Consider the following 22769-nt stretch of genomic DNA (forward strand, 5'->3'; position numbering starts at 1 on the left):
TATGTCAGCCTCCTATTTTACTGTTCCGCATAGAGGCGCAGCTAGGTTTTTCGAGCATTCTGCTTGCTAAATATGAAAGGTTCGCACCTTTCGGCTACGAACCTTCCAAGAATCGCGAGACAGACGATTGCCAATCAAGCCGCTTATTTGAAATTTGCTGCGTTTTCTTTTGTCACCTTTTGATAAGGAATCCAGACATACTGATTGTCCGTAATTTCATAACCTACGCTATCCAGATTAACTTCTTGGCCCTGGGCCAAGAGCGAAGCGATCTTAATCGAAGCTTTACCTTGGTTCTCCGCATCGTTTAGCACCGTGCCAAGCAATGTACCTTGCTCCAAGGCCTGAATTGCAGGAGCCGTCGCATCTACGCCGACAACCGGCATATATTTATCCCCATTGAAATAACCCGCTGCCTTCAAGGCTTCAATTGCCCCTAATGCCATATCATCATTGTTGGCGAATACCGCTTCGATACTGTCGCCTTTGGCCGCCAGGAAGGCCGCCATCTTCTCCTGGCCTTTGACCCGATCCCACATCGCCGTATCCTCTTGCAATTTCTCAACCTTGATTCCCGCATCCTCCAAAGCCTGAATGGAATACTGCGTACGAAGCTCAGCATCCTGATGCCCCGGTTCACCTTTTAACATGACGTATTGCAGGACCCCATCGCCATTCTTATCGGCTTCAGGATGAGACTTCCAATAATCCGCGATGATTTGCCCGGACAATGTTCCCGATTCCTCGGCTCTTGCGCCTACATAATAAACCTTATCCCATTTCTTCATATCCTCCGGAAGAGGCTCGCGATTCAAGAACACAACCGGAACATCCTTGCCTTTGGCCTTATCGATAATGACACCTGCCGCAGTACGATCCACCGGATTCACGATCAGCGCTTTGGTCTTCTTCGTCAGGAACAAATCAATCTTATCATTCTGCGTCGGCTGTGAGTTCTGACTGTCGACAATATCAACCTGAGCGATGCCTTTGGCATTCTTCTCGATCGCATTGCGCACTCCTGTCATAAAGGTATCATCGAACTTGTAGATGGCTACGCCGACCTTCGGCGTATCTCCGCTGCCGCTTCCCCCGCCGGAGCCGCTGTTGCAGCCAGCCATTACTGCTCCGAGCAGTGCGAATCCGAGCATGACGGACATCATTTTTTTCATGCCTATTGACCTCCTTGTTGAGCTTCCTTATATGAATACGTTTACATTATGCTGGATTAAGCGGCACTTTCGAATTAAGAAAACTGCGCTTTTATATCAAAATTCTAATGACTTCAGGACGACCTCTATTTTACAAAAGGAAACATCAGCTTCTGATTTTCCGGCCAGAGCATATTATCGAGATCAATCAATTTCACATCCGTGGGAATTTTGTCGCTAAGCTTGGCGCCGTGTGCCGCCTGTACTGCAGCATATACCGCCATATAGCCATTATTAAACGGATTTTGCACCACCATCGCCTGGATCGTCCCATCCTGCAGCAGCTCCAGCATTTCGGACGGATTATCGAAGGCGATCATATTTACAATGCCGCTATACCCCATATCCTCCACGGCTAATCCCGCACCGATCGAGGATTCCGCGCTAAGCGAGACGATCCCGTTCAATCTTGGATGGAGCTGAAGCATTTTACGGGTAAGATCATACGCCAAGGTCTCATCCGAACCGCTGTAGACGATATCCATGACCTGAATTTCAGGGAAGCGGGCCATATAGTCGAGGAAGCCTTCTTCCCGTTCATCGGTACTGCGCGCTCCCTTCACAAAATTAATGATGCCGATCTCCCCTCGCCCCCCCGTTAATTCGCTAAGGCGTTTGGCCGCTGCTTGTCCGGCTTCATAATTGTTCGTCCCGACATAAGTTTTTACTTTCGTCGAAGCGACCTCCGAATCCATAGAAATGACAGGAATATTATAATAGGACGTCTGATCCGTCACCTGTCCCAGCGCCTCATAATCGCTAGCGGCCAACACAATCGCATCCGGCCTTCGAACAATGGACTCCTGCATCAGCTCGATTTGCTGCCTGTAATCGTTTTCCTGAGTTGGGGCCAAAAAATTCAGCTCTACATTATACTCCTTGGCTGCCACCTCGGCACCCATACGTATCGTGTTCCAGTAATCCCCGCGATCCATCTTGACGATCATATCAATCGTTAACGGTTTATCGCTTCCAGGGGTACTCCCTGTAGGCGCACAGGACGCAAGCGCCAGCAGACTAAGGGCCAGCGCCAGCCCCTTCAGCAAGCTATTTCCCGATCTCATTTTCTTCCCCCTCAACCTGACCTGGAGCGCGATGTACCGGAAGTGTCACCGTGACCGTAGTCCCTTCCTCAGGCTCACTCTCGTAATGCAGTCCATAAGGATGTCCATAGTAGAGCTGAATTCGCTCCTGCACATTGTACACGCCCACTCCGGAACCGCTCTCGCTGCGGATATCACCTGTTAACAGCTTGGCGAGCCGCGCTTGTGTCATTCCGATGCCATTATCACGAATAATGAATTGAAGCCACTCGCCTTGCAATTGCGCTTTGATCTCGATCATTCCGTCCTCCACCGAGTTCTCAATTCCATGATGAATCGCATTCTCGACGAGCGGCTGCAGAATCAGCTTCAAGGTTAGGCAATCCATCACCTCTTCTTCGGCTTCGATAACATAATGAAACTTATTCTTAAATCGTATCGATTGAATAATCAAATAATGCCTGATATGCTCCAGCTCATCCTTGACTGTAATGATCGGCTTGCCCTTGCTTAAGCTAAGGCGAAAGAAGCGGGACAGTGAGGTAATGGTTGTTACTACCTCTTGATTGCGACCCATTTCAGCCATTCTTGTAATCGAATTCAACGTATTGTACAGAAAATGAGGGTTAATCTGCGATTGCAGCACATCGAATTCGCTCTTGCGCTTTGCTTCCTGCTCCCGGATAATCTGATCCATCAACTCACGAATCCGGCGCAACATCAGATTGAAGCGCTTTGACAGCTGCTCGACCTCATAGACTCCGCTTACGGAAATTTGCGGTGTGAAATCACCTTTCTCCACCCGCTTGACGGACTGCTCCAGACGCCGGATCGGTTTGGATATCGTCGCCGAGACATAGATGTTAATGATCAGGATAATCAAAATTGAGACAAGTAAGAATTGGTATAAAAAGTCCGCTAGTTCCTTCTTCGTGCCCAAGAACTCATCTGCATAAGCGACGCCTATGATTTTCCAGCCTGCGGTTTTGACCGTCTGAATGGTAATGATTCGCTGCTCCCCATTTTGTTCATCCAGATAACTGCCGTACTTGTAATTCAGCACTGGTTCCAAATTCTCATATTTCAAACCGGCATAGATGAGCTGCTGCTGAGGATGATAGACGATATTGCCGATGCCATCGATGATATAGACGTAACCGTTCTTCCCCAGGCTCACGCGCTGGCTTAGTTGATCGATCGTCCGGAAATTGAAATCGATAACTAGAATTCCGTGCTTGACTCCCGATTCATCCTTGTAATCTATCATTTTACTCATCGAGACGACCCAGCGGTAATCGTTCTTGAACAGGTTCTGAATATGCGGAGGCGTAAATTGCAGCGTGCCCGGAGCGAGAAGCGCTGATTCGAACCACGCTTGCTTTGTCAGTCGTGTATTTTTGCGCATCGGCTGCGCCGGGACGCTGTTCACCAACACCCCGTCTGTCGTAAACAGCGCAATAGAGACGAGATCCTCCCGTGTACTCAATATCGTCTCCATCTGTTCTCCCAGTTGCTGATTCGAAGATACCTCAGAAACTTGATCGATTTTGTTCTGAGTTACTTCAAAAATGTCCTGCATTCCGCTGACATATAGTTCCAAATTTGAATTCACCTGCTCCACGATCTGCTTCAGGTTCAGGTAGGCATTCTCCTCAGCAACGTTAGAGAAGCGATTGAACAGCATTAGACTTGCCAGCACAACAACGAGCACTGTCACGATAATGGAAGAAGCCGAGAGCAGGACTTGGATGTTATGCAGGTGGAAGCCTCGCAAAAAGCGTGTCATTGCACGCCGCCAGGACTTCATACGATCTTGGCCCCATTCCGGTATTCTTTAGGAGACAGACCGTATTTCTTGCGAAAACAGAAGCTGAAATAATTCGGGTCCGAAAATCCCACCAGCTCGGCGATCTCAAATGATTTTTTGTCCGTGGAGGCCAGCAGATTTTTGGCCGCCTCCATGCGTACATTCTGCAAGTAATTCACAAAAGTAAGCTTCGTCTCTCGTTTGAAAATATTACTGAAATACCCTGAGCTAATATGTAAACAGGCGCAAACTTTATTAATCGAAATGTCCGGATCACAGTAATGGTCCATAATATATGCTTTGGCTTGATCCACGAGCAGGTTATAGCTGGTCTGCCTTTGACTCGATATCATCCGCTTCAGCTTCATACATATATCGATGAACCACCCCCGGGCCTCATCAGCTTGCGTGAATCTGAAGATCTGACTGATAAATCCCCCGCCTTCTCCAAATAATCTTTCAAAATCAATATGTATATCATTTGCCGCCTTGATCACCGCGGTCAATATGACCAATAGACGCAGTTGAAAATCCTGAAGGGATTTCCGACAGTCCAAAAGATTTCTGAACAGCTGCTCCAGCAGCAGTCCCAGCTCCTCATCACTGCCAAACTTCAAGCAGCGTATTAATTCCTGTTCCTTCAATTCATCGAATTCAAACACTTTCTCTTCAGGAGCTTCCACATCACCGATATAAATTATCTTATTCCCGCCGAGCACAAGACGATAATCGAGCGCATGTATGGCTTCTTTATAAGAGTAGTAACAATTAGACAAGGACGTGCAGGCCGTCCCGACCCCAATCGTCGTGCAGAGCTTAAGGTATCTCTCAATACTGAATCTCATTTCTTCCAATAGATTCAATGTTATGTCGATAACTCGATCAGGATTTGGATCGTCATATACACTTAACAGCACAACATCATCATGATAAATAAACGCCTGATCGCGAGGATGCTCACGGATGATCTCGTCAACAATGTTCAGTACCGCAAACAACTCTAACTGCTGGTCATCGGTATCACGCGGCAGGATCGATTCCACCGCAGCCTGTTCATCCACACCACCTGCCCGATCCAAGCGAACCGTTGGGTCAAGCCGGATAATCGAGACGACGTACATTTGCCCTTCCAACTGCAGAGCATAACTCCGACATTTGTCTGCAATCTCTTGCTCGGATAGCGGTCTGGATACTAGAGAAGATAAGAACAACCGCTGCAATACAGGCAAATTGCGATGATAGTATTCGGTTAATGTCTGGATGTTCTTCCGCATCTTCAGCTCTTCATCAATTTCCATTTTGACCTTCCAAAGTATATCCGCAAGCTCCTCCGAAGAGAACGGCTTCAGCACATACTCGGTGACATCCAGCCGGATAGCCTGTTTAGCATAGTCAAATTGCTCATAGCCTGTCAGAATAATTACTTTAATGGTAGGATGCACCTGCCGAATCCATTCCGTTAACTGCAATCCATCCATAAAAGGCATCTGGATATCCGTAACGACAACGTCAGGCATATGCTTATCTATCATTTCAGCAGCTTCTCTACCATTTTCAGCTGTGTCAACAACCTTATACCCGATACTCTCCCAATCAATGAGCTCCAATAATCCCTCCCTTACATCGACTTCATCATCAGCCAAGATTAACTTATACATGTAATCTCCCGCTTTCTCTTTATATAGAGGTAATACTTGATTGCCATCGATTTTATCGTACTCACCCATAAAAGTAAATTAGTGGATTCCTTATTCAATTACGACCTTAGTCTAGTTTTAATTTCCGTCTCCGGACTATTTCGCTATTCCCCGGAAACGATTACCATGGTAATATCAAATGGATACATCATTTGTAAATAGCTAACTAATTAAATAGAAAATGGCGGTTGAAAAATGATGAATAACACGAAGCAAATCTACATCTTACTAAGCAATCCGAAAACCATTGTGACGAAAATGATCGGTATATATACGAAAGCCCCTTATAATCACGCTTCCATAGCTTTTGATCCGGAATTAAGAGAAATGTACAGTTTCGGGAGGAAGCATCCCCTGATTCCGCTTATTGGCGGATTCGTGAAGGAAGATATATATTCAGGGATCTTTGAGCGGGCAACATGTGCGGTGTATAGCTGCACGGTTAGTGAAGCTACTTATATCAAAATGAGAAACTTCGTGCGCCAGTTCGAGGAGAACAGTGAACTGTACAGCTACAATTTTCTTGGTATTCTGGGCGTCATCCTGAATATAGAGTTTGGCGGGGAGAATTCCTATTTCTGCTCCCAATTCGTCAGTGCTGTCTTTGAGAGAGCGGGACTGCAGCTATGCAATAAATCGGCCGCGCTAACAACGCCGGATGATCTGTCTACCTGCTCCATGCTGAAACTGGTTTTTCGCGGCTCCCTGGTCTCTTACAGGAAAAGCTACTATGAGTACCTGGATGAGTCAGCCATGGAGGCGACGCATCTATATATGGCGAACTGACAGCCTGCTTCATCATCAAGAATGACAAATAACCCGGCTCTCCGAATAGGGAGCCGGGTTTACATTTCATTATCTTCATGGATTTCTATGCTAATGTTTTGCTAAGTCTACGATGTCCGGTACAAGTGAAGCCCATGCGCTCGTAGAATGATTTGGCAGACAAGCTATTCTCGCCTGCTACAGATAAGAACAATTGCGAACTCCCGCGCTCTTTGCTCCAGGATTCCGCTTCAGACATAAGCCGTTTACCGATGCCATTGCTTCGATGATCCTCATCTACAATCATAGCGATGATCTGGGTAATAGGTCGGTTCATATCATGCGTCTGATACTGCTTCAGGAAGATGGTACCGCGTACCACTCCATCCACCTCGGCTACCAAGCTATGATGCTGTTGATTATCCTCCAACATGCGAAGGCGCTCTTTAAGCACGCTGAACGTTGTTGGATAACGAAGCTGTCGCATCAGAGGAAGCAAATGATGGACATCATCACAGCAACCCTTCCGAATAACTAACGCAGGAGCACTCACCTGACTACTCAATTTGACCATACCACCTTTAATGTACTTGCCGCTTGTTTGGCGCGGCTGCGGGCCGTTTCAACATCCTCTGCTGCACTCAGGGCTACAGCCATCCGTCTTCCCGGCTTGCTGAGCGGTTTACCGAACATTCGAACCTGGGTTCTCGGTAATGCCAATGCTTCTTCCATTCCTGCGATCTGGAATTCTTCGCCTTCGCGATCTGCCTTTAAAGTAGCTGAAGCGCCCGGCGTCAGTAGTTGAACCGAAGGAATCGGAAGACCTAGAATTGCTCTTACGTGAAGCGCGAATTCTGACAAATCCTGCGTAACCATCGTCACCATTCCCGTATCATGGGGTCTTGGCGACACTTCGCTGAAAATAATGCCATGATCCGTCACAAATAATTCTACACCAAATAGCCCATATCCGCCAAGCGCATCTGTAATTTTTTGTGCAATTTGCTGCGCTTCCTTGAGCTGTTCTTCGTTCAGGAAATGAGGCTGCCACGATTCGACATAATCCCCATCCTTCTGGATATGGCCAATGGGCGGACAAAATATCGTCCCAGATACCGAGCGGACGGTTAACATCGTAATCTCGCTCGTAAAAGGCACAAATGCTTCTACGATGACTCTCATCTTCTTAGCCCGAGCGCCTTCAAGGGCCATATTCCAGCATATCTCGACATCCTCTGCCTTACGGCAGACGCTCTGTCCTTTGCCGGATGAGCTCATTAACGGTTTGATTACGCAGGGCACACCAATCTCGCCAACAGCTGTTTGCAACTGCTCCAGACTGTCAGCGAACAAATATTTCGCCGTAGGTAATCCAAGCTCCTCGGATGCCAATCTGCGTATTCCTTCACGATCCATCGTCAACAGAGCTGCTTTGGCAGTAGGAATGACCTTATATCCTTGCTGCTCGAGTTCCACCAGCACGGGTGTTGCAATCGCTTCAATCTCCGGGACAATCAGATCCGGAGCAACTTGAACGATTAATGACCTAAGCGCTTCTCCATCCAACATATCAAGCACATAGGATTCCTGAGCAACACCCATGGCCGGTGCATCCTCATATCTGTCAACGACAATCGTACGGATACCTAGACGCTGCGCCTCAATGACTACTTCTTTGCCCAATTCTCCTCCGCCAAGGAGCATGATGCTCTTGGCATATTTAGACACTGGAGCACCCCACATGAGTCGAGAATCCCCCCTGAAAATATGAAAATATATTACTGATTCTATTTTCAGGTTTTCCAGCCTATAATGCAATAGTCAGATCGACATTCTAGATCTCTTTTTCGAATAAGTTCGACAAATTTCTACATATAGCGGAATTGGGCTTCAACCAATCCACAATAAATCCCCTTGTGTTCCATTAATTGTTCGTGGTTGCCCATCTCTTTAATCTCGCCATGATCAAGTACGATAATCTTATCCGCGCTGCGGATCGTCGACAGACGGTGTGCCACCATAAAGGAAGTTCTACCTTTCAGCAGCACCTTCAATGCATTCTGAATTTTCACTTCTGTCTCCGTATCGATGCTCGCCGTAGCTTCATCAAGAATGAGGATACGCGGGTCAGCTAGCAGAGCCCGGGCGAAGGATAGCAACTGGCGTTGTCCCATTGACAAGGCATTGCCTCGCTCCTCAACCTCTGTGTCATAGCCCTTAGGCAGCTTCGTAATGAAGTCATGAGCGTCAACCGCCTTGGCTGCCGCTTCAATCTCCTCGTCCGTTGCATCCAGTCGGCCGAAGCGAATATTATCGCGAATCGTACCGGAGAAGATGAACGTATCCTGAAGCACGATCCCGATCTGCTTGCGCAGGCTCTCTACCTTCACATCGCGGATATCATGGCCATCGATCAGAATCTGGCCTTGATTGATATCATAAAACCGGCTGAGCAGATTAATGATCGTACTCTTACCTGAACCGGTGTGACCAACCAAGGCGATCGATTGGCCCGGCTCCGCGTCCAGATCGATTCCTTTGAGGGCCTGACGCCCCTTCTCATATTCGAACACGACATGTTTGAATCGAACATCGCCTTGAATCGTTGGAAGCTCCATTGCTCCAGGCTTGTCGGCAATGTTAGGCTCCTCATCCATAAATTCAAAGATCCGTTCCGAGGAGGCCATTGCCACGAGCAGCTGATTATACATCTGCCCCATACGGTTAATCGGCTCCCAGAAGTTGCCCACATAGTTGCTGAACGCAACGAGCAGACCGATTGTCAATTGACCCTGCTGGATCAAATAGACGCCAAGGATGAACAAAATGAATGTACCCACCCCACCGGTAATATCGATGAGCGGGCCGAACATCTGGTTCATGGCCGAAGCCTTATCCCATGATTTCTTGCTATCGGCATTCATTACATCAAAGTAGTGAATATTCTCATGCTCTTGCGTATAAGCCTGCGTTACTCGAATCCCTTGAATCGACTCATTCAAGTGCGAATTGATACGCGAGTTCTTCATCCGTACTTCCTGCCAGGCAATCCGAATTCTGCGGCGCAGCCGGGTCGAGATAAGGAACATGATCGGCACGGTAATCATCACGGCCAGACCAAGCTTCCAGTTGATCAACAGCAGGATGACAACGATCCCCGCTAGTTGAACACAGTCGATCATCAGGTTGACGACCCCGTTGGTAAACAGATCCTGCAAGGAGTTAACGTCATTGGTAACGCGGACCAGCACAGAGCCTGCAGGTCGTTTGTCATAGAAATTGAACGACAGCTTTTGGATGTGACGGAACAGGTCGGAACGCAGGTCATAAATAACCCTCTGTCCGATCACATTCGTATACTTAATCCGGTAGACCCCGGTTACCCATTGAATGATGTACAAAACGACCACCAAAGCGGACAAAATGTATAATAGCGTTAAGCTGGTTGAGCCATTTTCGGGGGCAATCGCTTTATCGATTGCCAGACTCGTTAAGAACGGTACCGTCAGCTTCGTGATTGTTCCAAGCACCGTCATCAGAATGACCGGCGGAAGCATTTTCCGGGCGTAAGGCTTCATATAGCCAAATAAGCGACGGAACTGCTGCCAATCAAATGCTTTATCAATAATCTCATCGTCTTGATATACAAAGCGATCCTCAATCTTCGTCTTGACCTTGCCCTTTTGCGGTGGCTTTTGTTGCCAAGTCTGTGCCTCTGTATTCATGGGTTATGCCTCCCCTCTCTTCGCACGCGCATCTTGTTTGGCCAAATGATCGGCATATTGAATACGATAGACATCCTGATAAGGTCCTGGTATCTGTATCAACTCATCATGCGTTCCTCGCTGAGCGACACGGCCTTCATCCAATACAAGAATCTCATCGGCATGTCGAAGCGAGGAAATACGGTGAGCGATAATAAAGGTCGTACGCCCGCGCATAACCTCCTGGAATCCGGCCTGAATCTCCTGCTCGGTCTCCATATCGACCGCACTGGTCGCATCGTCCAGGATAAGAATCTTCGGGTTCTTCAGCAGCGCCCGTGCAATCGCAATCCGCTGCTTCTGACCGCCCGATAGCCCCATTCCTCTCTCCCCAACAACCGTATCATAGCCATCCGGCAATTCCATAATAAATTCATGAGCCTTGGCCAACTGAGATACACGAATTACTTCTTCCATGGAAACATCATTCATCCCGTAGCAGATATTATTGCGAATACTGGATGAGAACAGGAAAGTCTCCTGGAATACCGTGGAGATCTGACGGCGCAGACTCTGTACACTAACGGTCCGGATATCCTGCCCATCCAGCTTAATGCTTCCTTCATTCACATCATAGGCACGCATCAACAGCTGTATAATCGTCGATTTGCCGGAACCCGTTCCGCCAAGGAAACCGATTACTTTGCCTGGCGAGGCCTCGAAGCTAATATCTTTGACAGCCGGCAGTTTGTTGCCGTAAGCGAAAGTAACATGCTCAAAAGCGACCTCGCCTTTTACATCAGCTGCTGACAGATCGGTCGCGTTCTCGCTATCTTTCACATCAATTTTATGGTTCAGAATTTCAAGCACCCGTTCACCTGAGGCTTTGGACTGTGTATAGTTGTTAATATGGAACCCCAGTCCCCACATCGGGCCGATAATGAACCAGATCAGACTGAAGAATGCGACCAGATCGCCGAGGGTCAACTGGCCTTTAATCACCAGCGTTCCGCCAACGGCCAACAGAACTGCCACGCTGATCGAAGCAAGCAGCTCCATCACCGGGAAGAATTTACTCCACAGTGTCGCTGCAAAGATCTGATTATTCTTATAACGCTCATTCCGATGCGAGAATTTCTCAACTTCATGCGGTTCGCGCGCGAACGCTTTAACAGTACGGACACCGGTAATGTTCTCTTGCACCGCTGTGGTCAGCGAGCTTAGCGCCTGACGCATCTCCTGGAACGCCGGGTGAATTTTCGATTCAAATTTCAAGGCTACTCCTGCCAGGAACGGAATCGTTATCAGCGTGATGAGTGTAAGCTGCCAATGGATCGACATCATTACAGCCATCCCAAAGGTGACCATCAGCACCAAGTTCAGCAATTGAGCAAAGCCGAAGCCGACAAAGTTTCGAATCGCTTCGAGGTCGCCGGTAAGCCGCGACATCAGATCGCCTGTCTTCGCGCGGTCATAATATCGGAAGGACAGAAATTGCAGCTTCTCATAACAGGCATTGCGCAGCCGATAGGCGAGATAGTTGCCCAATCGACCGCCGAAGAAGCCGTGCAGAAACTGCATAAATGCTTTGACCACCACTATAGATAAAGCGGTCAGAGCGATGCCCACAACCAGATTATATTGTTGTTGTCTGATGACATCGTCAATCAGCTTCCTTAGCAGAAGCGGATATACCAGGCCCAGCCCGGTTGTAGCTGCCAGACACAGTATAGATAATATTAAATAGTAACGCCGCTCACGATAATAAACCGAGAGTTGCTTCAGAACCTCCATGTCATTACCTCCAGCAACTTAGGACTTCTTGTAAAAGATAGTGAAAATCCGCCTAAGTCTTTAGCCCATTTGAAATTTTTTTGATCTAGCTGTTGTTCAAAGAGTTCTCTTTAGTGAACCCTCTGTTCTCTCTTTGGTTTCTGTCAATTCTTTCTCTACATTTCGCTCATGGCTTCCGACAGTTGTCTTCTCTTACATCGGCTATTACTGTTTGAGTTCTTCAGCCAAGACGCGCAAATCGGCTGTAATTTGCAGCCAGGTCTCAGCCCCTTCGCCTTCTCCCTCAGACAGACTAGCCAGTCCTTGCTCCCATTCCTCCCATTGCAAGTTAAATCTTGCCGTTAATTCAGCAAACTTTTGAACCATTTCCAGACAGTAATAATCGCTTAATCTTGCCTCGATTCTGTCTACAGCCTCCTTTAATACGCCTGACAAAGGTTCCTCGACCGCTTCACGCAGCCGTTTTCTTCCTCCACCCTCAAAGAAGGATTTTGGATTTTTAAAATAAGGCCAGTATTCGGCCGTATTTAATTGAAGTTCGAGCTCTGCCTCAAGTACCTCGGGCATGCTCCAGGCAGACAACTCTCCGCTGCTTAATGCCGGGCTTAGCGTCAATCGCTGCTGCAATTGCTGAATCCAATGTTCACCGGCCTCATTTAACCAGGTGATGCAGCGGTTCTCCATCCGCAAGCAGGTCACTTGAAGCTCACGCTGCAGCTCGATCGCCAGCGAAGACAGCCATTCATGCATCGACGCCGCAAATTTGCGCTTCATATCGCCGCCATCGTCCTGCAGCAGCACCGGATGAAAGTACTCCGTGAACAAATCTCCGGCAAGAAGGCGCAATCTTTGCCGCACATGATAGAGCAGCTCAGACACTTCCTGGCGAACCTCGGAGGATTTATCTTCCGCCGCAAGTTCACCCGTTTGCTGCTGGAAAGCCTGCTTATCCTGCTGTAAGTTGTTCTGCTGCAGTTGCCTTGCCTCCTGGCCTTGTGCCAGGGTGGCGGCCCATTGATCGGCCTGGCGGATTATCTGCTTCAGCTCACGCTTTGCGCTCTGAACAGCCAGCCCCGCCAGATCATTTCCCAAAAAATGAAAGAATACGCTCTCAAATTCCACAAATCCCGAGCTGGCCAATTGCTGGTCATCTCCCATGCCCTTGGCGGTAAGCGCCTGCAGGCCGGAAACCGGATAAATCTGCGGCGCTTCTACACCGGCACTGCGCAAGCCGTCCTCGACATGCTCCACCACCGAAGCGAGCTCAGAGGACGTCGCTGCGAGATCGGCAGCGTTGATGATAAAGTACATTTTATCGAGCGCGAAGCTGCCCTTGACCCGGCCTAAATAAGCCAGAAACTGCCGGTCAGCCCGCGAGAATGCATGATTGTAATACGTTACATAGATCAAGGCATCACAGTTCTTCATATATTGAAAGGTTACGCCAGTATGACGGGCATGAATGGAATCTGCACCAGGCGTATCCACAATAACGATTCCCTGCTCGGTCAGCGGGCAGTAATAATAGAGATCCATCCGCTCTACGAAGCAGGCTTTGCTCTCTACCGAAACATAGGAAGCAAATTGAGCAAGATCGGCAATCTCAGAGGTGCCCAGCTTGGAGAAGCTGTCTCCCCAGCCTGCCGCAGCCGCCTTCAGGAAGCTGTAATGGGCACGCCCTGTTGCCGGAACATCAATCGCCCGCAGCTTATCGACCTCTGCCATCCAGGTACGCTCTTTCCACGTGCCCAGCTGCAACGCCTCAAAGGAATAAGCAATATCCTGCCGCATCGCCTCTTGCGTCTTAAACATGACCTTGCCTGTTCCATGCTCCATCCCGTCCTCTGGCGCGAGGATGCGATTGATCGCCGCAGTCGTCGGATGCGGCGATACGGGCAGGACGGAGGCGCCAAGCAAGGCGTTGGCGAACGACGATTTGCCGGCGCTGAACGCTCCGAACAGCGCCACCGTGAAGCGGCCGTGCGCGAGCCCTGCGGCGCGGCTGCGCAGCTCCCGTACCCTTGAGCCGAAGGCCGGGTACGGGGAGAGCTTGGCGGCGGCGCCTTCCAGCACCGCCGCTGCCTGTGTCAACCGCTGCAGGCCAAGGGCCGCAGCGGGAGCTGCCGCCGGCGCGGCCGAGGGCGCGCCAGGCGGTGCTGGCGGCACCGCCGCAAGCTGCCCCGCTAGCGCGGGCAGCTCCTGGTCCCTCACCTCCGGCAGAATGCCCGGAGGGAGGGACGGGGCCGCACCGCACAGCGCCATGAGCTGTGCGGTTCGCTCGCCTGCGGCGCTGCGCAACGCGGCAAGCTGCGCCGCGGCGGCGGATCGCGCCAGCAGCGTCTCGCGCTGCGCGGCCAGGCTCTGCCGCGCCTCAGCCAGGCGCGGCGCCAGCTCCGCCAGCAGCCCTTCGGCTATGCTCAGGGCGGCTCGTTTGTAGCGGCCGGCGATTCCGGCCGCCACCTCGGTAGCGTATCGCAGCGTGTACTCGCCAGAGAGCATTGCCCCCTCCTTGATCGGCTCCGTGATCCATGACTCTTCCAGCTGCGGCAGACGCTCGCCGAGCTGCTGCTCCCACCTTGCATCCCAGGCATCGAACCCCCGGCCCAGTTTGCGAAGCAAATCGCGCACATGCCAGTCCACCTGCGCAGCCGCCTGTTCCCCAAGCTTCGCCAGGAAGAATTGCTTGCGCCGTTCCTGCTCACGCTGCGTCTTGCCGCGGTGGAACAGGAATCCGGTCTTGAATTCCGGACGGCGGCTCTCCAGATAAGCTTCTGCCGCGGCTCGTAAGGACGGATTCATAATATAAGAATTATTCAACAGAGAATCAAGCTCTGCTACCCATTTCGTGTAGGCAATCTGTTCATCATAGCGTTCTGCATCCTGTTCAAACGCTGATAGTTCATCTGCGATAAACTGCATGGCCGCCTCTCCGCCGACAAGCTCCAGCAGCTCCTGCTCCCGTTCTTCTCCCTCGGCTTTGGCACGCGCAATGAACTGCTCCGCGCCATAACGGATCGAACAGTTAATGCTATACTCAAGCAGTTCTGTACGGCTATGCTGCAAATGAACGATCGTCTCCGTAAGCCGCTCAAGCATGTTTAACGGATGCCCAAGCTCCTTAAGCGAGATATGGAATACACCGGCTGGCACAATCCCCCATAGCTCAAAGGCCTGCTCGACAGACTTGCGATAATCGGCAAAGGTCAGTTCATTCTCCCGATGCTTATCGATCTGATTCACTACCAAATACAGCGGTTTGCCCCAATCCGCCAGGCGTCTGGCAAAAGAAAGATTGCTCTCAGAGAGCACATGGTTATAGTCCATGACATAAAATACTACATCCGCCAAATGCAGCGCGGAATTCGTAGCTACCATATGTGCAGCTTCCCCTGAATCGACGCCGGGAGTATCAAGCAGCACGCCTCTATTCTCAAGCAGCTGGATCTCATCCCAAATTTCAATCATTGCATATGTATTTCCGTCACGACAATATTTGTCCAACTCAGTCGGAGCAAGGGTAATAAACTCCTTATTACTACCGGCTTCACTCTCGACCTTGGTTAGCCTGACCTGCGGAGCTCCGTTTCGCAGCGCAGCGATATTCGCCGTCGTCGGAATTGGTCCGGATGACAGCACCTGCTTCCCGCAGAGCATATTGATCAAGCTCGATTTACCAGCAGAGAAATGGCCGCAAAAAGCCAGGGTCAACTCATCGGCTGCCAGCTTATGCAGGAGATCTTCGATTTCTCCGGATGCTACTCCATCAGCTTGGCTCTTGTACCATTCACCAAGTCGGACAAGGCGATTGCTCAGGTTGCTGCCTTGTCTATCTGTAATCGTTTCCATTGAAATAATTCTCCTTATAGTGGGTAGTTCAAAAAATCCCTTTTATTCACGAAGTCAATCAAGGAGTACCGGACTTTTTGAGCAAATTTATTAAACGGGACAGTTCAATTTGACTCTATCCCTTTCGAAATACATACATTTTACCCTACATGTTCATCACATGGAAGCCTTCATTTGCAATCAATCGAATTTATGTATGATTTCCTTCTTTTATCTATATAAATTGAAACGATCACATCCTCAACCCAACTTTTCTCGCCTTTTTTACACGTTATATCGCCATTTAACATCGGGACAAAAAAGGCCGAACAGGGAATATCTCACCCGCTCAGCCATCACGCATTCTATTATATAGGTAACTTTACAGCAGCTATACAGTAGCGCTCTCTTCTGCGTTCTCAAGCAGATCCGTCTCCGTTGGGATCAGAATTTCGAACACTTTGCCATGTTGGAGAATCATCACACCTTTATGGCGGTCCTTCATCACAACGACTTCCGGCTTCACAGCCATGCGCTCAAGATAATGCGCTGGAACTTCACCGGAATCGCTAACAGTAAGTCCCTCCAGCTCCAATTCATCATTTTCCTTCAGGTTCATTTCCATCACTTGTTCAAATACATCGGAAAATTGCTCAAAGTTGTCAGTATAGACAGAAATACACTTCATCTTGGTTCTCATCCTCACTATCTTAATCTGGTTTCGTCACTTATCTCTATCCTTGCTAAGTTGTGACTTTTTCATACGCTTTTTTCCTTCGCGGCATACATCCAGCAGCGGGCAATCGGCACAAGCCGGATTTTGAGCCTTGCAATGATATCGGCCGAAAAAGATCAGACGATGATGAGTCACGGTCCATTCTTCCTTCGGAACCTGCTTCATCAATTTCTTCTCGACCTCTAGCACGGAATCATTCCAACCAGCCAGTCCAAGCCTCTTGCTGACGCGTTCCACATGCGTGTCCACCGCTATGGCAGGTACGCCAAAAGCATTCGAAATGACAACGTTCGCCGTCTTTCTGCCAACACCAGGCAATTGAACAAGCTTATTATAGTCACTCGGTACTTTGCTATTGTACTGCTCAATCAATATTTTGCACAAGCTCTGAATATGCTTGGCCTTGCTGCGGAACAGACCGATTCGCCGGATGTCCTGCTCCAGCTCCTCAGGCGGGACAGAGACATAATCCTCTGGCGTTTTATATTTCTGAAACAAATCAGCCGTTACTTTATTGACGGTAGCGTCCGTACATTGCGCAGACAACAGAACGGCGATGGTCAGTTCGAACGGATTGCTGTGCTTCAGCTCGCAGTGAGCATCCGGGAACATAACGGCGATACTGTCCAAAATATGACGAACCGCCTCAGCTTTCATCTCTTCACCTGCTTTCCTAAGGTCATTCAGCCGCATTAACGGTTAAAAAACCGTCCTGATCCGGGAAACATCCCGCATCAAGACGGTTCTTCTCACGAAAACGATTATTGTTTTTCGATCTCAATCAACTTGTCGCCATTGAAATACAGAACAATTTTATCATTTTCCTTCAGTGATTGCACGGACAAAGTCGTGTCACCTTGGTGAATATATATATCATCTGTAATCGGGAAGCGATAATTGTTATCCGCCACGCTCGATCTGAGTACGGAAAGCTCCTTGGTCAACGTGTTGTAACGTGACACTTGGCGCTCCATCGAAGTCAATACTTTGACCAGCAGCGTGCCATCCGTGTCCTTGCGAACCTCCACATGATCCGAGGTATTCAGGCTGGAACTGCCGGAGCTTGCAGACCCATTACGGACTACCTTCACGCCGCTGCCCAGTGAAAATGTCTCACTCGTACCATCGAATTTTTTCAATTTCAGTACAGAGCCATCCACTTGGTCCACCTTGCCAAGCGACAATTTCACAACTTGCAGAGAAGTGGCTGTACGCCCGCTGAAGCTAACATTAATGGTCTGGCCTACCTTCAGCTCGTTAACTTTAATCGCGACACCGTTCTCCCCGAACAGGGTCGCCTGGTCAACGTAGAACTCATCAGAAATGCCATTCGCCACAGCTCTGATCCGGCTGTTGGTTACATTCACATTCGAAATCTCGAACTGAACATTTTTCTTGACAGCCAGTGTCTGCAGCGCATCCTGATTGGTGCTCAGAATGGCCGTCACAGGATCTCCTGCTTTCAGATTCGACAGGCTGGCATTGCTAACTCCATAGATGGATACCGATGGAGATGCGCCTTGGTATGGCACTTCAATCTTATTACCATCAGCCTGCAGAATCGTTATACTCTTCTTGGTCGTATCTGTTGATACATAGGTTCCGTCATATTTGTAAATGACCTGCAGGGCAAGCACACGGTCCCCGATGTAAGTCAAATTGATCTTTCTTCCTTCGGTCAACAGAGCTTCTGCCCCGGCAAGCGTTGGTGTAGCGGTATTGTATTCGACCTTAGTCTTCTCATCCAATGTGAACGCATGTACCTTCTTTGCGGAATCGACGACCATCAGAGCTTTGTATTTAGGCTCATATTTAACGACCGATACGGCGCCAACGGATTCGGACTGACGGCCGGTTACTTCGATCTTCGTAACCTGCTCTTCAGGATTGATCGTTAGCTTGACCTTGTCTCCGCCTTTGACGTCAGCGATCAGATCATCAAGCGTTGGCTCAGCAATCCCGTTGATTACGATAAGCGGCTTCTCCACAAGACGTTTGATCTCGTCCTTGCCGTTCGCATTTGTGAAGCTGATCAACGACTTCCCTTCAATGCTAAGAAGCGTGCCTGTGACTGTACGCTCGATACCTTGTGTGACTTCGAGCTTGGTCAGCACATTATTCTTCACTGTGAATTCAACCGCAGCACCCTTTTGCAGTTCGCCAAGGTTGTTCAGCACTTGATCCTGATAGAGAATAATGGTGCTGTCATCGTATTTGAAAGTCTCTTCCGTGCCGGAAGCTTCTCTGATCTTGATCGTCTTCTTGGTCAGATCAAAATCTTCCACGATGCCATTTCCGCTCTTGTTCACGATCGCCGATTTAACCTGTACGATAATCGGCTTCTTCTCCGCCGTGAACGTCTCGCGTTGAATTTCTACCGTACTGTCCGGAGTCAGGTTATCCGGTGCGATTGTATTTCCGTTTTGATCAAGGAACATGGTATTTGCGTCATAAGTATAAGTCACGGAATCATTGTTCACCAATAATAACATCCGGTTACCGCTAAGCACTCTAAGCAGCGTTCCTTCCGTCTTCTCAAGCTGTTGACTGGCATCCCGCACCTCAACATAAGCGGCCGATCCGACTTTATCTACAACGAGCACCTTCGTATACAGCTGTATAGCTGACTTGGATGCTGCCGTTTCTGTATCCTTCGTAAAGTATGCTGAACGGTTATCCAGCTTGAAGGTTCTTGTCGTACCGTTCACAAACAAGGTCAGGCTGTCATCCTTCAACGAAGTAACGATACCTTCATATACGTTGTCATAACCCGGATTCACATGTTCTCCGCCGCGGCTGAAAAAGGTAGCGAGTTGCGCACGAGTCACATTGCCGCGCGGATCGAATTTATTACCTTCAACCCCTTTTGTAAGGTCGAGTTGAACGGCTACATTAACATAGCCGCGAGCCGTTGCCGAGATGCTGCTCTCATCGGCGAAGCCGGTCGAAGTTCCCGCAGCAGCTTTGGCTTCTGCTTCTTTATCCAGGGCACGCACTAGAATTTTCGCGATCCACTCACGGGAAGCTGGCTTCTTGCCCCATTCTTCCTTCTCCCGGATGCTGGTGATTTCCTCAGCCTTGTCGATCAGCTTCTCCTGAAGAGCCAGCTCGACGTACGGTTTGAAGTAATTGCCAACCGCCAATTCCTTAGGCGCATTTTCACCGCTGCCCAGTTTCGAATTCAAATTCATGAAGCGAATCGCCATAGTAATTGCTTCTTGCTGGGTAACGCTGTCTCCCGGACGGAATTTCCCGGCATCGCCGAGAATAATTCCTTCGGAAGCTAATTTATAAATATGCTTCTCCGCCCAGAAGCCGCTCTTTACATCAGTAAATAATTGAATGGAGGAAGTATTTTGCGTTTGCACTTGGGAAGCATCTTCCTGTACTCCATCCGCAAAGGCTGCTGCGCCTCCTCCCAGACATAATGCTGTAGCCAGCACCGTAGATACCGCTCTGTTCATATTCCGTTGAAACTTGCGTTTATATGATGACATTAAATTCTCCCTTTCTACAAAATAATCTCTAGAGGTTGATCAATAAAGCTTCTTTTAATTAGGAAAACCGGCCCTTTGAACTCAACTTCTATAGATTTCTATTCGACAGAAGGTACCCTAGTTCCTCCAATTTTGGCTAATTTCTTGTCAGCGGCTGTTCAAGCTCCACATGACCCATCAGTGTATCCACTTGCTGACCGTCAACGAGCAGCTGGATTGATTTCACTTCAGAGAATTGGAAAAGAGTTTGTTTAAGCGCGTCAAGAGCCATCGCTTCGCCCCCAGCGCCGAGCCTTGCTTCATTCGGCAAAGACAAATCTACAGCAACTTCACCATTTTGCAGTTTGGCAGAGTTGAACACGGCTTTTCCCCACAACGGGAATAGCTTTTGATCCTGCGTGCTTTGCAGAGCTTTTAGCGCCGCCAAATACTTATCCTCATCACTTGTATAGGTGATTTGTTGCTCTACTTTTTGCAATTCAAGCATCTGGTCATCGCTGAAATAAGTCTCGATCTTTGCTGTTTTCTTCTCATTCACCGAGTTTCCCCCAGTTTCCTGGTTAGCTCCATTGCCTGATTGCCCTGAATCTGAATCACCGGCATGACCTTGCCCGTTATTGCTTCCCTGCTCATTATCTGGGCTCTGCGAATCGCTATTTCCATCGGCTCCCACCTGCTCCTGAGTAACACCATTAGATGGGGAAACCTGCGGCTTTTGTCCGCAACCGGTACTCAGGACGAGCAGAAGAACCAGCGTTCCTGATACAATTAGTTTTCTGTTCATCGTCGTAACCTCCTATGCAAGGTAGTTCAAAAAGTCTGAATTTGATCACGAAGCGAATCAAGAAGTGACTCGACATCGAATTTTGAATTCACCCGGTTCTTCCGGTGCTCACGTACCCACTTCGTACGCTCCGCTCCTCATAACCTAGCTTCATCCAACCTTCTCGGTGCTGAAATTCAGTCGTTTTGAACATTTATTTAATCTGGTAGTTCAAAAAGTCCGATTTTGTCTCAAAGCGAATCAAGAAGTGATTCGACATCGAATTTTGAATTCACCCGGTTCTTCCGGTGCTCACGTACCCACTTTGTACGCTCCGCTCCTCATAACCTAGCTTCATCCAACCTTCTCGGTGCTGAAATTCAGTCGTTTTGAACATTTATTTATCTAGGTAGTTCAAAAAGTCCGATCACGATCGAACTTTTTGAACTCAGACTATAAGTAATTCGTATGATTACATGCCGAAATACTCTTTAATTCCTTTTACAATCCCGTTAGCTACACTATCCTGAAATTGCTCCGTATACATCTTGGATTCATCACTGCTATTGCTAAGGAATCCACATTCCAGCAGTACGGCTGGCATCTTCGTTTCCCGGGTTACATGCAGACTTTGCGTTTTGACTTTACGATCTGCGAGCCCGCTGGACTCCAAGAGATACTTATGCATAATATTAGCAAGCTGTGCGCTATCTGAGCGTGTATAATACGTCTCTACGCCTGACGCTGTTGAAGGTCCTGAGTTGCCATGAATAGATATAAAGATATCCGCATTCAGCTTATTAGCAAGATTGGAGCGATCACTCAAGGTCGGATATGTATCGCTATCCCGCGTCATAACCACTTCAATTTGCGATTCCTTCTCAAGCAACGCCTGTACCTTCAGGGCAACAGCCAGGGTAAAGTCTTTCTCATTTTTCTTGGTTATACTGATTGCTCCCGGATCGCTTCCTCCGTGGCCAGCATCAATGATAACTAGCTTCTTACCATTGTCACCGCCCCCCGGGGTAGTTCCCGGAGATGTAGAATCATCAGCATTAAGATCAATAATGACAAGTCCATCATTGTTGTTCACAAGCTTATATTTCTTGGCACTGTCCATATCCATTACAACCCTTACGGTCGAAGGATTGTCGCTAAACAACGAATAGCGTATTCGTGATATCCCCGGATAATCGCTCACTTCCTGTGATCCGTTCTTGTTGCTGTCCAGGTTCTGCCCATTCGCAAAGCTGTCGCTGAAGCGAGCATTCGGAATATCGATCACGATCCGATCCGGGCCATTCATCGTGAACACACTTGGCTTCACATTCTTGTCCACTGCAATCATAAGCTGATTGTTACTAAAGCTAATTCCATTGATGTTGGCCAAATTCTCTACCTGCCCAGGATTGGACGGTTGATTGCCACTGCCGGCGTTTCCACCGCTTCCTGAGCCTGATCCGGAATTTGGAGATACAAGATATGCGGTTTTCGTTTTATTATCCCAACTTACCTCTAGACCCATCTGCTCCCCTACAAAGCGAAGCGGAACGATCACCGTGTCACTCACTAGCTTCGGAGCCATCGGCAGGCTTACGCTATCACCATTGACGATAGCCGTGCTCTGATCCACGACCAGTTTCAATACAGTATCTAATTGCTGTATGGTTACCGTGCGCGTCTTTTTCTCCCAATTGACGTCAAAACCCAGTTCCTCCGAGACGACACGAATTGGAATCATTACATTGCCCTTTAGATTCTGAACCTGACCGTTCGCCGGCAAATTCAGCGTTTTTCCATCCAAGACGATGCTTGTACCACCCGAGGCGGCATGTCCAGTCTGTGGAAGGACTAACATAAACATTACAAAAAACATCAACACACCGAAGCCAATTTTTTTCATCCTTCACCCCTACCATTCAAGTAT

General features: G+C 48.7%; 15 protein-coding genes. 1 reads left to right on the top strand and 14 read right to left on the bottom strand.

What is annotated here, in order from left to right; all coding sequences use genetic code 11:
- Positions 1–143 precede the first annotated feature (143 nt).
- From DMN77_RS06240 to DMN77_RS06255, 4 genes are all read right to left on the bottom strand, one after another.
- Positions 144–1172 (bottom strand): galactose ABC transporter substrate-binding protein, encoded by a 1029-nt coding sequence (locus DMN77_RS06240; protein ID WP_068781656.1) that lies wholly within the window; start codon positions 1170–1172, stop codon positions 144–146.
- 125 nt (positions 1173–1297) lie between these two features.
- Complete coding sequence (locus DMN77_RS06245) at positions 1298–2275, bottom strand: substrate-binding domain-containing protein (RefSeq protein WP_179014046.1); 978 nt, start codon at positions 2273–2275, stop codon at positions 1298–1300.
- Positions 2259–4040, bottom strand: coding sequence for a sensor histidine kinase (locus DMN77_RS06250; protein WP_256872269.1), 1782 nt, complete (start codon positions 4038–4040; stop codon positions 2259–2261). The genes DMN77_RS06245 and DMN77_RS06250 overlap by 17 nt, the downstream gene beginning before the upstream one ends.
- 17 nt (positions 4041–4057) lie before the next feature.
- Complete coding sequence (locus tag DMN77_RS06255; RefSeq protein WP_179014049.1) at positions 4058–5719, bottom strand: response regulator; 1662 nt, start codon at positions 5717–5719, stop codon at positions 4058–4060.
- Positions 5720–5953: 234 nt separating this feature from the next.
- Here DMN77_RS06255 and DMN77_RS06260 point away from each other — a divergent pair, with 234 nt between their 5' ends.
- Positions 5954–6544 carry a C40 family peptidase gene (locus tag DMN77_RS06260; RefSeq protein WP_306294234.1) on the top strand — a complete coding sequence of 197 codons (591 nt, stop codon included), beginning with the start codon at positions 5954–5956 and terminating at the stop codon, positions 6542–6544.
- An 85-nt stretch (positions 6545–6629) separates the two neighbouring features.
- On the opposite strand, the gene DMN77_RS06265 is transcribed toward DMN77_RS06260, so the two are convergent.
- From DMN77_RS06265 to DMN77_RS06310, 10 genes are all read right to left on the bottom strand, one after another.
- Complete coding sequence (locus tag DMN77_RS06265; RefSeq protein ID WP_068781658.1) at positions 6630–7088, bottom strand: GNAT family N-acetyltransferase; 459 nt, start codon at positions 7086–7088, stop codon at positions 6630–6632.
- Positions 7085–8266, bottom strand: a complete 1182-nt coding sequence (gene purT / locus DMN77_RS06270) for a formate-dependent phosphoribosylglycinamide formyltransferase (protein ID WP_068781659.1) — start codon at positions 8264–8266, stop codon at positions 7085–7087. The genes DMN77_RS06265 and purT overlap by 4 nt, the downstream gene beginning before the upstream one ends.
- Positions 8267–8391: 125 nt before the next feature.
- Entirely contained in the window at positions 8392–10248 is a 1857-nt protein-coding gene (locus DMN77_RS06275) for an ABC transporter ATP-binding protein (RefSeq protein ID WP_068781660.1), read from the bottom strand.
- A 3-nt stretch (positions 10249–10251) separates the two neighbouring features.
- The gene (locus tag DMN77_RS06280; RefSeq protein WP_179014051.1) at positions 10252–12021 is read right to left on the bottom strand and encodes an ABC transporter ATP-binding protein; all 1770 of its coding nucleotides are present in this window, start codon (positions 12019–12021) and stop codon (positions 10252–10254) included.
- Positions 12022–12225: 204 nt separating this feature from the next.
- Entirely contained in the window at positions 12226–15867 is a 3642-nt protein-coding gene (locus DMN77_RS06285; protein WP_179014053.1) for a dynamin family protein, read from the bottom strand.
- A 370-nt stretch (positions 15868–16237) separates the two neighbouring features.
- Positions 16238–16534 (bottom strand): NAD/NADP transhydrogenase alpha subunit, encoded by a 297-nt coding sequence (locus tag DMN77_RS06290; RefSeq protein WP_068781670.1) that lies wholly within the window; start codon positions 16532–16534, stop codon positions 16238–16240.
- 36 nt (positions 16535–16570) lie between these two features.
- Positions 16571–17239 carry an endonuclease III gene (gene nth / locus DMN77_RS06295; protein WP_179014055.1) on the bottom strand — a complete coding sequence of 223 codons (669 nt, stop codon included), beginning with the start codon at positions 17237–17239 and terminating at the stop codon, positions 16571–16573.
- 104 nt (positions 17240–17343) lie between these two features.
- A complete protein-coding gene (locus tag DMN77_RS06300) occupies positions 17344–20079 on the bottom strand; it encodes an S-layer homology domain-containing protein (protein ID WP_068781671.1) in 2736 nt (911 codons plus the stop codon).
- A gap of 136 nt (positions 20080–20215) precedes the next feature.
- Positions 20216–20863, bottom strand: coding sequence for a GerMN domain-containing protein (locus DMN77_RS06305; RefSeq protein ID WP_179014057.1), 648 nt, complete (start codon positions 20861–20863; stop codon positions 20216–20218).
- 451 nt (positions 20864–21314) lie between these two features.
- Positions 21315–22745 carry an N-acetylmuramoyl-L-alanine amidase family protein gene (locus tag DMN77_RS06310; RefSeq protein ID WP_068781674.1) on the bottom strand — a complete coding sequence of 477 codons (1431 nt, stop codon included), beginning with the start codon at positions 22743–22745 and terminating at the stop codon, positions 21315–21317.
- Positions 22746–22769: the final 24 nt, after the last annotated feature.

The organism is Paenibacillus sp. 79R4, from assembly GCF_013393165.1.
GTDB lineage: Bacteria > Bacillota > Bacilli > Paenibacillales > Paenibacillaceae > Fontibacillus.